Source organism: Paenibacillus sinopodophylli, from assembly GCF_005930355.1.
GTDB lineage: Bacteria > Bacillota > Bacilli > Paenibacillales > Paenibacillaceae > Pristimantibacillus > Pristimantibacillus sinopodophylli.
The window spans coordinates 1,271,396-1,284,746 of record NZ_VDBO01000001.1 but is presented as its reverse complement, the minus strand read 5'-3'; the positions used below and the strand labels follow the sequence as shown (position 1 = coordinate 1,284,746).

Genomic DNA, 13,351 nt, shown 5'->3' with positions numbered 1-13,351 from the left:
TACGCAACCTTTGCAACGTATGGTCAACAAGCTAACGGCGGCTACAGTGACGGCTGAGCGGCTTAAACGCGTTGTAGAAGCTCCGATTATCATGTCTTTGAATACAGCGCGAGTAGAGAGCGGACTAACGGCCTTGCGTGCCCGCATAGCAAGTAGCGGTGGTTCATCGGCTATGAACGTGGTCATAAACGTAGATGACGTAACGCAGAAGATTGCACAGATACAGCAGCGTATCCGATCAGGACTCACATCGGCTGCAATCGACGTTACGATTAACGGCGCAAACGCGATAGCACAGGCATCTAGTATACGTGCTAGGTTAATGGGGATTTTGGCGGTGCCGATTAATGTAACTTTGAATGCTGCAACGGTGCTGGGAGATATCTCCACGCTAAGATCAAGAATCATTGCTCAAATTGGCGTTATTGAAGCTGAACTAAGGATATCTTTGCCGGCAACGCTGACTGACATGTTGACCAATCTTAGAGCATTGGTACTGCGTCTAACAAGGGCGGTTTCATTGCTACGAAGATCTCTTAACCCGCCACCAATACCACCTATTCCACCACCGCCACCAATACCGCCATTGCCTCCGAGTGGTGGGGCAGGAGGTACAGGAGGGCTACTCAGTAACCTTAAAGGCATAGCCGCTGCATACTTGTCTATCGCTGGAGCGCAAAAGCTCTTAGGCGCCACAATCGGCGGTGCGATGCAACAACAAAAAATGATGGATATGTTTGTTGCTCGTACGGGAGATGCCGAAGTTGGAACTGCGATGTTCGACAAGTTTAAAAAAGAAGCGCTAGCTGCCGGCCAAGATGTAAACGAATCCTTAAAGGGGACCTTATCGTTCTTTTCCACGACACAGAACACAGACCAGTTGAGCCAATTGAATGGATTGGCTGCTAGGATGGCAGCATTTGATTCTGCTGGTAATGGGATAGAAGGAGCTGCATTCGCTCTTAAAGAAGCGATGTCAGGTGATATCGTGTCACTGGCAGAACGATTCAACATGAGTAAGACAGATATTCGCGCCTTTAATATTGATGAGTTGGGTAAGGCTGGCGACATGGATGGATTTATTAAAGCGTTCAACCAATTGCTCGAAAAACAGAAGATGGGCGAAGATGCATTTAATACGATGTTGAAGAGCCCAGCCAAACAAGCCGAGGTCTTAGGAAACAACATTAAGTCTGCGATGGCTGATGCTGGCGGGTCTGCGGTAGCGGCCTTGTTGCCTTTAATCACATTGCTTAACACAGCATTTCAAGAAGGTAAGTTCCAACCGTTTTTCGACGCCCTAAGTACTGGGCTTGCATGGGCAACATCATTGGTTGTCGGTTTGGTCAAGGCGGCTATGTGGCTGTCGGAGACTATTCAAACTTACTGGCCTGAGATTAGCGCGGTACTTGCTGGTATAGGCGCTGTGATAGCTATGATCGTAATACCAGGGCTTTGGGCGATGATCCCGCCATTATGGGCTGCATTGCCACCGCTTTATGCTCAGGCTGCTGCGTGGCTCGCTATTAATTGGCCTATATTATTAATCGGACTTGCGATCATCGGGTTGATATTGATACTGCAAAAATGCGGCGTATCCTTCGAGCAAGTTTTAGGGTTTATCGGCGGATTATTTATGACGCTTTATGGAGTTATCTACAACCAAATCGCTCTCATATGGAATATATTCGCAAGCTTGGCTGAGTTTTTAATCAATGTGTTCATTGACCCGACTTATGCGGTTCAGAAGCTTGTGTATGATTTAGCTAAGACCTTTGGGAATCACATGGTTAATATGTTGCGATCTGCCGAGGAATTCGCCGGCGGATTTATGAAGACTATCTTGGATGGGATAAACGGTGTCCTAAAAGGGTTCAACTGGCTGAGTAAAAAGATTGAAAGCATGACAGGAGTAAGTTTAGGTGAAGTTGATCCGTTTGAGACTGATAATCTCAACATTATGAGTGACAGTTTACAAAGCATGATCGATAAGTTGGAAGAACCAGTAAGCACTAAGAACGTGGTCAAGATTGACCGAATGCAGGAAAAGAACCTAAAAGACCAATTTGATATTGGTTATAAAGGGGGGGCTTCCGTTGCGAAAGCATTAGACGTGTCTGCTCTAAGCAAAGCGATCAACCCGGACTCATTAAATAAATGGAACTCAGGCTTAACGCCGAATGTCGGATCTGTCGATGAAGTGAAAAAGGTTAAAGGAAAAGTCGACATCTCCAACGAGGACCTCAAGGTAATGCGGGAGCTCGCCGAGATGAAGAACATTCAAAACTTCGTTACACTGACTCCGAGCGTCAACCTGACGCATAACGGCGATATCCGCAATGAAGCAGACATTCGTAAAATTATAACCGGAGTCAAGGTGTATATGGAAGAAGAGATGTCATCGTCTGCGAAGGGGTTGTACGCATGATCAAATATGAGATTTGGCTAAGCTACAACAATAAAGAAGACGAATTTCAACTGCCTGTTAACCCGGGGAAAATAGAAATAGCAGACGGAACAAATAGCAAAACGTTTGACGTTATAGGGCTGGGCGAGGTGAGCACGCTTCTGGGCAGGAAACTATCCGAAGTGTCGTTTAGCGGCTTCTTCCCTTCCTTGTCCGCTCGCGCTTACAAAGTGGGCGCCGTGACTGCTGACCCGTTCGTTTCAGCGGATACGCAGCTCGAGCCAAAGGCATACGTTGAATATATCGAAAAGTGGATGGTGACTAGACGCCCGATCCGCTTTATCTTTAATGGGGGCAGCTTTGGAATTAACATGGCTGCATCAATCGAGTCGTTTGATTGGAGTGAGGTCGCTGGTGGTGGCGGCGACATTGAGTATTCAATTAAGCTGAAACAATATATTTTTTACGGACCGAAGAAATATAAGGTTGTTACTGCCGAAGCAACAAAGGTGGCGACTCTGGTAGACAACGGGAAAGAACGACCTAATGAAAAACAAACTCCAAAGACATACACCTTACGATCGGGTGACAGTCTCTGGAAAGTGGCTAAAACGCAACTTGGAGATGGAGCTCGCTGGAAGGAGATACAAACGCTGAACAAGATTCCTGATGCCAAACTGAAGAGTTTGTCTATCGGCACGGTATTACAATTGCCGACAGTGAAGGGGGCAGCATCAAGTGCTTGAATTGCAGCTCGATAATAAGAATGGAAACGTGTGGGATATAGAAAGTATCGTAACCACTTTTTCGTGGTCAACTTATCGTATTGGTAAATCTTCAAAACTGGAGTTTAAATATTTAAGGTCTGCTGTGTCGAAGTTCGAAGTTAATAACGGGGATATTGTCAGATGCGTAGTTAACGGAGTTAAGATTTTTCTCGGCTATGTTTTCAGTTGTGACGGAGGTTCGGACGAAGAGTATACAATTACTTGTTACGACCAAACCAGATATTTAATGAATAAAGACAGTTATGTTTTAGTGAACGTGACCGCTACTGATGTAATCAAGAGGATAGCAAAGGACTTCGAGCTCAAAACAGGGCAATTACAAAATACGGAGTACATCATCCCTAAGTTGCTTGCTGATGATCAGAGCCTAATGGACATCATCTGGAAGGCGCTCACCTTAACGCTAAATATTACGGGTCGTAATTACATGTTTTTTGATGATTTCGGAGAGCTTGTCATAAGGGATATCGAAACCATGCTCGTAGATTTCTACATTGGTGCCGGTAGCTTGTTGACATCGTATAGCCATAAACAGTCTATTGATTCAGACACATATAACGTAATCAAGTTGTATAAGGATAATGAAAAAGCAGGAACGCGCGAAATCTATCTTGCTAAAGACAGCAATAACATCGCGAAGTGGGGGAAGCTTCAGCTTTATCAAAGTGTTGACGAGGGAATGAATGAGGCTCAGATAAAGGAGTTGCTTAGCTCATTGTCGACAATCAAAAACAGAGAAACAAAATCACTGAAGGTTGATGCCGTTGGGGATTTCCGTTTACGTGCAGGCAATTACATTCGTCTCGTGATAATTGAGCGCGATATCAATCAGCTATTTTTGATTGATGAATGCACACATGATTATGACGGATCAGGCGAACATACCATGACTCTTGAATTGAAGGTGGTTTAGGTGACGTTAGTAGACACGATAAAAAGAGCCGCCCTCGATGCATTGGATGCAAGTCGTCCTGTGCATTTTTTATTTGGAGAGATTGCGACTGTGAGCCCGTTAAGCGTAAGAATAGACCAGCGATTAACATTACCCTCTGAATTCCTGATTACAACAGCTGCTACGGAGGAGCTGAAGACTGAAATCGGCGGGGTTGAATACGTCATCCGTCCAGGTCTACAGCCGGGAGATAAGGTCCTGCTTGCGCGAGTGCAGGGCGGGCAACAATACATCGTGATTAATAGGATGGTGGACTCATGATTCCGACAGGCGGAGAGCTCGCGAATACGCCCATAGATTTTGATCAGCAACCTTCAACGACTTACAGGTTAGACTTGGAAAACGGTCGCGTGATAGGCGTTGTGGACGGCTTAGAAGCAGTCAAACAAGCAGTCTATAAGATATTACAATCACCTCGCTATGAGCATGATATCTACTCGTTTGACTACGGGCACGAATTAACCCGTTTATTAGGTCGTAGCCCGCAGTATGTGCAATCCGAAGTGACGCGCCTTATAACTGAGGGGTTAACGCAAGACGACCGCATACAAACCGTTGAAGGTGTTAGAATCAGCACCGCAGAGGACAACATGCTGGTGGTTTTTAATGTTGTCAGCTCATTTGGCAGCTTTGAAGTTACGCAGGAGGTGAGCTAGTTGTATGAGAGTTATACGTATGAATTTTTGTTAGGCCGAATGCTAGAGCGCGTGCCAAATAATATCGACAAACGCGAAGGTAGTATTATATACGACGCGTGTGCTCCTGCAGCTGCGGAGCTCGCCCAGATGTACATTGAGCTGAATTTAAACAGCAATTTGTCTTTTGCAGATACGGCAACTGATGAATATCTATCTCGCAAGACAAGCGAGTTTGGAATTGATAGAGAACCAGCAACATATGCGCTCAGACGTGGAGAATTCCGGAATGCCAGCGACTCGTTAATGGACGTTCCTCTTAACAGCCGTTTCGGTATTGATGATCTCACATATATCGTAACTAGCAAAATATCACTAGGGGTATTCGTTCTGACTTGTGAATCTACGGGAATAGTCGGTAATCAGAGTTTTGGAACATTGCTGCCGATAACCTTTGTTGCTGGTCTAGTCTCGGCGAATCTACTTGATGTTCTCATCCCGGGGGAAGACGTTGAGAGCGACGGTGCTTTAAGATCACGGTTCTACTCTCAAGTACAGAGCCCGGGATTGAGCGGAAATATCGCAGACTATGAAGCATGGGCATTGTCTGTCGAGGGCGTGGGAAATGTACAGGTGCAGCCGTTATGGAGCGGAGCTGGAACGGTTAAGGTGGTCATCGTGAATAGCGAAGGGCTTCCAGCGAGTGGCTTGCTTGTAAGTAATGTTCAGGATTTCATCAGCCCGATACCTAGCAGCACGGGCGAAGGTGTAGCTCCTATCGGAGCACATGTAACAGTTATTTCTGCTACAGGGGTGGCAATATCCGTTAGCGCGACTGTAGTGTTGTCCGGATCTGCTACCATTGCTGAGATTAATGCAGTATTTTCAGATTCTTTGAAAGCGTATTTGAGGAGCATTGCATTCGCTTCTGACCCTTCGCCAAAGTATGCTCGCATCGGCTCTCTGCTGCTAGACACGCCGGGAGTACTGGACTTCTCCGTATTACGTGTTAACGGCGGCACGACTAACATAGCTATTGCACTGGGACAAGTGGCGATCGGCGGGACGGTGACCTTGAGTGGATGATATCACAAGCCCTATGGGTCTTAAGCTTATCGATCACCTTCCAGATTTCTATGAAGAAATTAAAGATTTTCGTTTAATATCCCAGACGGAAGGGGAAGAGTTCGATGCGTTATTAAGTATAGTTGGAGATTCTTTTAATCAACGATTTATAGAAACTGCAACATGGGAGCTAGCGCGTTGGGAACAACTGCTGGGTATTACGACAGACGTTTTAAAACCATATGATCAACGCCGCAGCGTAATCAAATCCAAGCTGATAGGTTCGGGGACTGTCACGAAAGCGATGATCAAGGCAATTGCCCAAGCGTACTCAAACGGAGACGCCGAGGTAACGGAGTGGGGAACAAACCTATCTAGCGCGGCGGATATCGGACTAATAACTGCTACGACGGTACCTGTTGTTATAAGTGGTGCGGCGATAAACATAACTGCAGAGAACGATTACGTTTTGACATTCGATCGTAGCGCGACAAATTACAGTTTTGGCGTGCGACTACGTTTTAAAAACGCAAGTAACGTCGTCATCACTACGGTTGTAACGGGATGGACGTATTTTGCAGGCTATACTGCACATTATCGCCTTGCAACTGCAGGTAATAACACACATCGTTTTACAGCACCTACAGGCGCGGTAACGGTCGAGGTACTGCATGCGATTGAAGCAAATAACACCCTGTATTATGTAAAGAAAATACAACTCGAACGAGGCTCTGTTGCAACTTCGTATGAAAATTTACCTGACTACACGATCGGTATCAAATTTGTATCATCATTGGGCATCCCGCCGAATATCGAGGATCTCGAAGCCGCAATACGCGCAGCGCTGCCGGCACACCTCGCGGTGCAGTATGAGTACACATATACAACCTTTGGTGAGATCGCAGGCTACGGAGTCACCTTTGGTGCCATAGAATCAGCTGGCTTAACAATGGGCGCATTAGAAACGTGGGAGGGACCGTAAATGATAACGAAGCCAAGTGGCATTAGGAAGGTTGAAGCGTCCGATAATGCCACTGTTGCAAATCAAAACCGCAATGAGGATTTACTAGACGCGAGAATAACGAAGCTTGACGGTATGGCTGCCGGCGCAGGAACAGCGAACAGCGCAACAGACACCGTAATTGGTACACGAACAATTGACGATACCGTTGTGGCTGCGACCGGATCCGACACGCCTACAAGATTATGGAGCAAGCTGGCGTACATGATCAAAGCGATTACAGGTAAAGGATTTTGGTTTACACCGCCTGCAACCACGCTGGAAGCAACGAGTTTACACCTTGCAGCTACAACGGGGATTCACGGCGCAGTTAGTACAGCTACTGCCAACCGTCTCATGCAACGTGACGCAGCAGGAAGGGCAAAGGTAGCGGCACCGGCTGCTGCGGACGATATAGCGAGGCTGGATACGGTGACGACTGCAACTAATACAACTACAGTGACGACTAATACGAATCCGAACACGTTAATCACGAATGGCAAATACGACGTAAGTAGCAACAGCATCAACATGCCGCCAACCACTTACGGGCGCGTTTATATCGATGTTACAACGTATCAATTCGATACGACATACGTGGCGCAGACCGCTTATGACTTCGCTGCTAATCGAATATGGACAAGACGTAATATTAATGGCACATGGACAGCTTGGACGCAAATTAGTAAAGAGATGATTAACATCTCCCCAGTTGTTGATGTGAACACATTGATCGTAGATGGTGTCTATCACCAAGTGGGCGGCACTAACGCTCCTATAGTAGGGACGGGAATATATTATCAAGTTATTACCTACCCAGTCTCTGCGGGGTATATAGCTCAAACAGCTTATGATACATCAACTAACAGAGTTTGGACGCGAAGGATGTACGCAAGTGTCTGGACAACATGGACTCCGCTCCATAAATCGTATGTCACGCCGAGTGATAACGTTTTGCTATCCCTTCCTACAGAGCGAGCAGGGACGGGTCAGATGAAGAGAATACAGGTTAATAAACCTGGTCGTTACAGGTTGAAAGGTGAATATCATTCTTCAACGAGCGGCGTTACTGCTTCCGCTGAATTCGTCTCAGGGAGCAACCCTGTAGCCACTCAGATTAGCTCTAACACGGTGACCTATGCGGCATTTAATGTAGATTTAGGTTACATTGCAGAAAACTCGTACATTTACATCAATGTATATTCTTCGGGAGCTATGTACCTCAGAAACATAACACTGTGTGGTACAGAGGTTTATGACAACCCTAATACGTCAATCACAGGCACGGATTAAAGGAGGGTTATTGCATGTTGTTGATTGAATACGAAGTTTCGACGGGGATTATGCTAGGCGGTGCTATGAACGCTGTTGATTTTGTGGAGCTTCCCGAAAATTCCGCAAGCTGCATCGTAGATGACGAAGAAATGGCTGCTGCGATATGGTTTTCTCATGTTAATGGTGGAGAGGTTGTCATTGCGGTCGATGAAGTGGGACAGTTTCTTTCAGCGGATATCGAGGTCGTTACGCCAATCGAGCCCGAAACACCAAAGACACCAGAGCAATTGCGAATCGAGCAACTTGAAGCGAAGCTTGCATTAAGTGAACAAACAAATTTGGATACGATGGATGCTCTATTTGATGTATATCTTATGGTTCTCGATCTACAAGCTGCAGGAGGTGAGCAGTCTTGACACTAGATATACGTATGGCAGCCTTGACCGTCCAATTAATCCAATCTGGACGGCGCACGATAGAAGACGTTCCCGAACATTTACGAGAAGCGGTGCAAAGTAATTTAAACGCAGATCAGCAGCCCAAGGGGGAAGCATGATGCTGCGTTTTTTGTTATGGCTGACGTTCATCGTGTTAAGGAGAGGAGGTGATATCATGCCACTCGTTACCGTTACAGTAACACTCATTATTGCTGGTCGCCGCACATTTGCTCAAGTTCCTGCAAGCATCCGCGATGCTGTTGAAGCTGATTTGCTTGCACTTGGATTTGGCACAGACGGCAAACCGCTTGAGGTTTAATACATCAGCTCCGCTTCGGCGGGGCTTTTTTCATGCCCATACAAAGAGAGGGGTTTATCCCATATGAACCAAGCGAAAGACTACGTATCAACCATTTACACAGCAGCAACAGCAGCAACTGGCAAGGAGGCTTTCTTGGGCGGCACTGTAGCGGCTGTTGGTCTTGTCATATCTGAATGGTTAGGCGGGTGGGACAAAGCCCTACAAGTCATCCTAGTGCTTATGGTGGCTGATTATATTTCTGGCGTACTCGGCGCAATCAAAAATAAAAACGTAAATAGCGACATTATGTTTTGGGGCGGTATCCGTAAGATTACGGTTTTGTTTGTTATCGGTCTCGCTGCTCTATTGGACGATTGGGTGCAGCCCGGCGCTCCGATTTTCAGAACAGCAGCTATTTACTTTTATGCAGGTCGCGAGGGATTGAGCGTTGTAGAGAACCTAGGGACGTTCGGCGTTCCGCTGCCTGGTTGGTTAAGCGGGTTTCTGACGCAGCTTAAAGAGAAAGGGGATAATAAGCGTGGTTAGCTACATCGAGGACCATATCCCCAAGACGACACCGTTTAACCGCCGTCCCGCTTTGCCTATGACTGCTACAACAATCACGATCCACAACACTGGAAATCCGTCCAGTAGCGCTAAGAACGAACGTACTTGGCTAACCAATCAGACTAACAACCGTCAGGCGTCTTTTCATATCGTAGTGGACGAGCACGGAGCTATCGAGTGTTTACCGCTAAACGAAAATGCTTGGCATTCTGGCGATGGTAACGGCTCTACGAGCGGAAACAGAACATCGATCGGTATTGAGATATGCGAGAGTGGTGACTACGCCAAAACGTTGGAAAACGCCGCTCAATTAGTTGCCAACATGCTTAATCAGCGTGGGTGGGGTGTTGATCGGCTTCGGAGGCACTATGACTGGAACGGCAAGGTATGCCCGCGCCTTATGCATAGTGGCGGTACATGGGAAGGTTGGGTGACATTCAAAGCGATGGTTGCCGCTAAGCTACAGCCACCAAAAGAGGAGGTAGAGGATAAATTGGTACTGACAAATAATCAATGGGAGCAGCTCGGCGCTGCGGTACAAAGCCTGCTTGATAAAGGTGTAATCAATGATAAGACGTGGGTAGATAAGATCAAAAGCAAGAAGCTCACTTTGTCAGAAATCTCATTTCTTAATACGATCGTTCTGTCCCGCAAGTAAAACGAAAGCCCCTGACCTTAGTTGGTTAGGGGCTTTTTGTGTATTTAAGCGTTAACTGACTCGGGTCTCTTAACTTGCAATGGAGGTGGGATAAGCCAACCTTTTTCTTTGTTCATCTCTAGTATTTTAAGTCCTATTGCTGTTTTTGTAATATGGTATTTAGCAAATAATGCACCAATATCTTCTCTAATTGATTGTCCTATAACTTGACTACAAGCAACTAATCCTAATGAAGTATCAGCAGCAATCTTAGCCGCAATTTCAGGATCAGTAAATCGTGCACCAACAGGGATATCTTCAAGTTTAACTGGGGACCTTTCAGGCATTACAGGTACGGTAGCAATCCCGTTATCAATGAGTATAGTATCTAATTCTTTAATTTCAAGTTTAGCCTGATCAATAAGAGCGTCAAGTACTTTTTTAAGATCTTTGTCACCAGAATGGTTTAAATATGCCTGATAACACGAAACAGCACCTTTTGCGACTATGGAAGCTTGCCATACGCTGAAGATTTCTCCATAGTGCATTGGTTCATCTTTTGGATTGCCGCTTAAAATTCCCATTTAGGTAAGCTCCTTTTTATTTCAATTTAGACTTGATTAATATACCCATGAGCAAGGAATTAATGTATTTAAAGTGTTTTATGGTGAGTGATCGTAACATCCCCCTAATGAATAGGGGGAATAGAATTTAAGCATTAAGCACGTTTATGGTCACGATCATGAGCACGGTTTCTGGCACCAGCTAAACCAAGGAGACCTAAAAGACCAAGCCAGCCCCAATCAAAACCGTCATCATCAGTTGTGGCATTTGTTCTGTAATTGTTTGCATTCATACTTGTTTCGTTGGTGTTTCGATTCATGTTTTCTGCTGATGCCGGTATTGCTGAGAACAACAACATACATGAGACGATTGTGATCGCGAAAACAATTCTTTTCATGCTAATTCTCCAATCGTTGTTATATTTGAAATCGAGATTATATTTTGCTGTTTAGAATTTTTTATACATTATATCTCGGATTTAATATGAGTTTTATTTTCATTAATGTATTCTCGAGCTTTATCCAATGTATCAGCGATTTGATTTGATTCGTGTTCAAGCCAATCCGCTGCCATCTCCGGGTCCATACTGCCATGTACTACATTGCCAACAACGCGATCTAACTCATTGGATGCTGCGTCTATCTCCTTAACCAATGTTTCTTCTTCGGTTTCTTTTACCTGTAGTAGTGATGTACCGCATGTGATGCAGGAGTAATCTAATAAATCATCTATCGAAATACGGTTCTCATTATTGCAACCTATGCATGTGACCATTAACGTTTTTTCCTTCAGCATGTGTGTTAAACTCCTTCCAAATCATCGATTTCATATTCCACGATGTGTGTAAAATTGCCGCGACTCATGATTTTTCTAAATACCCATTCAACTTCCACATTTCTGCCCTTTATACTTCGGACTGTCCCGACTTTTTTTGCCCCTCGCACACGTACATGGTCGCCTTCTCTCACCCTTTATCCCCAAATCCTAAAAGCTTGGGCTGCCTCAAAATTCCCGAATCGCTAAACTCAAGAGCAGTAACTCGGCACAGAAACGGTACGGACAGCCACCTAACGTCTGACTTCTTCATACCAACGGAAAGCGAAGGGAAGGGGCATTCTCCTGGGTGCTGCTCCATAAATTGCCCCAATACTTTTTTAGATGCTGCATCTAACCCCGATACATGACCGACGTATCTATCCTCATACCGAAGGACAAGACTCGAAACATAACCAGCCTTTAGTTTAATTCCCACAACGTCTGCCACGATTCGGACTTCTTTTCTTTTCTTAAACATATACCGATGCTTTTTTGCTTCGACATATGGGCTATCCAGCTTGCGAGAGATAATGCCTTCCCACTCACGAGTATTAACCCATTCCCAGAGTGCTGGACCATCGTAAACCAGATCAGTCACAAATACCCGAGGTTGCTTCTCTGGGAATTTAGCTGCAAGCCGAGCATAGCGCTCTTTGAAGGGAAGGGTGCGGATATCTGTGCCCTTGTCATACAACATATCGAACGCAACAAATATAAGATTGTCATCATATTTTTTTCGATTAACACCGACAAGCACGCGCTGAAAGTTTGGCCGGCTGCCGTCAAAGTAAGCTATCTCTCCGTCCAGCACGCAAGCACCAATCCTAAGCGGGCTAAGTAGTTCGACAATCTCGGGAAAACGATCGTTCCTTGGCTCGACACGCTTCGAAAATATCTCCACGCCGCCTTTACCATCAAGCCTAACCAGCGTACGCACTCCATCCCATTTGATTTGATAACCCCATTCAGGACCAGTTGGGATATCCGGTGATGTAACAGGGGCCATTGGTACGCCAGGCAGATCCATTACAGCACTCATGATACGTTATCCTTTGTTTTAGCCGTGCCTTTCCTTTTCCTTTTAGTAGTTGCGGCATCTGGCAACGGTTTTGTTGCATCTAAGCTCGCTTGTAATGCTGCCATAAGATCAACTACATTTGATCTTCCTGCACCTGTAGGTGCGGTAACGATATCTACGCTCTCACCAGCGACCTTCTGCTCAATTAGTTCAAGCAAGGCAATACGGTAATTGTCCGTATATTTGCTAGGTTCAAATTTTTCACTGAGCTGCTCGACAAGGGCCTTCGCCATCCCGAGTTCTTTTTCATTAACAACAGTGACAGCCGGGAGATTTGGGATCTGTGAGAGTGAGCGGATTTCATCCGGAAAGAACATCGTCTCCATACATATACAATTGTCGACCACCCGGATGGCCGCTAGGCTGCTCTTGCTCCGTATGGAAATTTTGGCTATGCCTATCTTGCCTGTCTGCTTGATCGCCTCTAGCAGCAAACTGTAAGCTCCAGCGCCTGCCATATCGGGGGATAGGTAATATGCTTTTTGGAAATACAACGGGTCAATGTCCTGCAGATCAACAAAATCTAAAATCTTTATTGTTTTCTCTGCTTCATCCTGGATGCTTTCAAGCTCATCCTCTTTGATAATGACAAATTTATCTTTTTCATATTCGAAGCCCTTAACAATTTCGTCAGGCCCAATCTCTCTGTCGCAATGTCGGCATGTCTTCATATAGTTAATCGGTAACCCGCATTCCTTATGAAGGCTGCGGAAATGGATATCCTTGTCTTCAGTAGCTGTGAACATTTTAACTGGGACATGTACCAAACCAAAGCTGATTGCACCTTTCCAAACCGTATGCATATGTACACCACCAAGTTGATTATTTT

Annotated in this window: 18 protein-coding genes; 13 read left to right on the top strand and 5 right to left on the bottom strand. The window is 45.5% G+C overall.

Going from position 1 to position 13,351, the window contains the following annotated elements:
- Positions 1-19: 19 nt before the first annotated feature.
- From FGT79_RS05850 to FGT79_RS05790, 13 genes are all read left to right on the top strand, one after another.
- On the top strand, positions 20-2,428 hold the full coding sequence (locus tag FGT79_RS05850; protein ID WP_138751798.1) for a hypothetical protein: 2,409 nt from the start codon (positions 20-22) through the stop codon (positions 2,426-2,428).
- Complete coding sequence (locus FGT79_RS05845; protein ID WP_212758517.1) at positions 2,425-3,153, top strand: LysM peptidoglycan-binding domain-containing protein; 729 nt, start codon at positions 2,425-2,427, stop codon at positions 3,151-3,153. Before FGT79_RS05850 ends, FGT79_RS05845 begins: the two co-directional genes overlap by 4 nt.
- Positions 3,146-4,108, top strand: coding sequence for an XkdQ/YqbQ family protein (locus tag FGT79_RS05840; RefSeq protein WP_138751797.1), 963 nt, complete (start codon positions 3,146-3,148; stop codon positions 4,106-4,108). The genes FGT79_RS05845 and FGT79_RS05840 overlap by 8 nt, the downstream gene beginning before the upstream one ends.
- Positions 4,109-4,408, top strand: coding sequence for a DUF2577 domain-containing protein (locus FGT79_RS05835; RefSeq protein WP_138751796.1), 300 nt, complete (start codon positions 4,109-4,111; stop codon positions 4,406-4,408). It abuts the gene before it with no gap.
- On the top strand, positions 4,405-4,803 hold the full coding sequence (locus FGT79_RS05830) for a DUF2634 domain-containing protein (protein WP_138751795.1): 399 nt from the start codon (positions 4,405-4,407) through the stop codon (positions 4,801-4,803). The genes FGT79_RS05835 and FGT79_RS05830 overlap by 4 nt, the downstream gene beginning before the upstream one ends.
- Positions 4,804-5,868: a baseplate J/gp47 family protein gene (locus tag FGT79_RS05825; RefSeq protein WP_138751794.1), complete on the top strand. Its 1,065-nt coding sequence runs from the start codon at positions 4,804-4,806 to the stop codon at positions 5,866-5,868.
- Positions 5,861-6,829, top strand: a complete 969-nt coding sequence (locus tag FGT79_RS05820; RefSeq protein WP_138751793.1) for a putative phage tail protein — start codon at positions 5,861-5,863, stop codon at positions 6,827-6,829. Before FGT79_RS05825 ends, FGT79_RS05820 begins: the two co-directional genes overlap by 8 nt.
- Entirely contained in the window at positions 6,830-8,140 is a 1,311-nt protein-coding gene (locus FGT79_RS05815) for a pyocin knob domain-containing protein (RefSeq protein WP_138751792.1), read from the top strand.
- Between the two features lie 14 nt (positions 8,141-8,154).
- Positions 8,155-8,538, top strand: a complete 384-nt coding sequence (locus tag FGT79_RS05810; RefSeq protein WP_138751791.1) for a hypothetical protein — start codon at positions 8,155-8,157, stop codon at positions 8,536-8,538.
- Entirely contained in the window at positions 8,535-8,678 is a 144-nt protein-coding gene (locus FGT79_RS05805) for a CD1375 family protein (protein WP_212758515.1), read from the top strand. The genes FGT79_RS05810 and FGT79_RS05805 overlap by 4 nt, the downstream gene beginning before the upstream one ends.
- 56 nt (positions 8,679-8,734) lie before the next feature.
- Positions 8,735-8,878, top strand: coding sequence for a CD1375 family protein (locus FGT79_RS05800; protein ID WP_212758513.1), 144 nt, complete (start codon positions 8,735-8,737; stop codon positions 8,876-8,878).
- A gap of 63 nt (positions 8,879-8,941) precedes the next feature.
- On the top strand, positions 8,942-9,406 hold the full coding sequence (locus FGT79_RS05795) for a phage holin family protein (RefSeq protein ID WP_138751790.1): 465 nt from the start codon (positions 8,942-8,944) through the stop codon (positions 9,404-9,406).
- Positions 9,399-10,085, top strand: coding sequence for a peptidoglycan recognition protein family protein (locus FGT79_RS05790; RefSeq protein WP_246096165.1), 687 nt, complete (start codon positions 9,399-9,401; stop codon positions 10,083-10,085). Before FGT79_RS05795 ends, FGT79_RS05790 begins: the two co-directional genes overlap by 8 nt.
- Before the next feature lie 44 nt (positions 10,086-10,129).
- Here the strand turns inward: FGT79_RS05790 and FGT79_RS05785 are convergent, their stop codons facing one another.
- The 5 genes from FGT79_RS05785 to ku all read right to left on the bottom strand — a co-directional run bounded on the left by FGT79_RS05785 (position 10,130) and on the right by ku (position 13,325).
- Positions 10,130-10,648, bottom strand: coding sequence for a DUF3231 family protein (locus FGT79_RS05785; protein WP_138751789.1), 519 nt, complete (start codon positions 10,646-10,648; stop codon positions 10,130-10,132).
- Between the two features lie 134 nt (positions 10,649-10,782).
- A complete protein-coding gene (locus FGT79_RS05780; RefSeq protein WP_138751788.1) occupies positions 10,783-11,025 on the bottom strand; it encodes a WGxxGxxG family protein in 243 nt (80 codons plus the stop codon).
- A 68-nt stretch (positions 11,026-11,093) separates the two neighbouring features.
- A complete protein-coding gene (locus FGT79_RS05775) occupies positions 11,094-11,423 on the bottom strand; it encodes a hypothetical protein (protein ID WP_138751787.1) in 330 nt (109 codons plus the stop codon).
- Between the two features lie 169 nt (positions 11,424-11,592).
- Positions 11,593-12,483: an ATP-dependent DNA ligase gene (locus tag FGT79_RS05770; protein ID WP_138751786.1), complete on the bottom strand. Its 891-nt coding sequence runs from the start codon at positions 12,481-12,483 to the stop codon at positions 11,593-11,595.
- Positions 12,480-13,325 (bottom strand): non-homologous end joining protein Ku, encoded by an 846-nt coding sequence (gene ku, locus FGT79_RS05765; RefSeq protein WP_138751785.1) that lies wholly within the window; start codon positions 13,323-13,325, stop codon positions 12,480-12,482. The genes FGT79_RS05770 and ku overlap by 4 nt, the downstream gene beginning before the upstream one ends.
- Between the last annotated feature and the right edge of the window lie 26 nt (positions 13,326-13,351).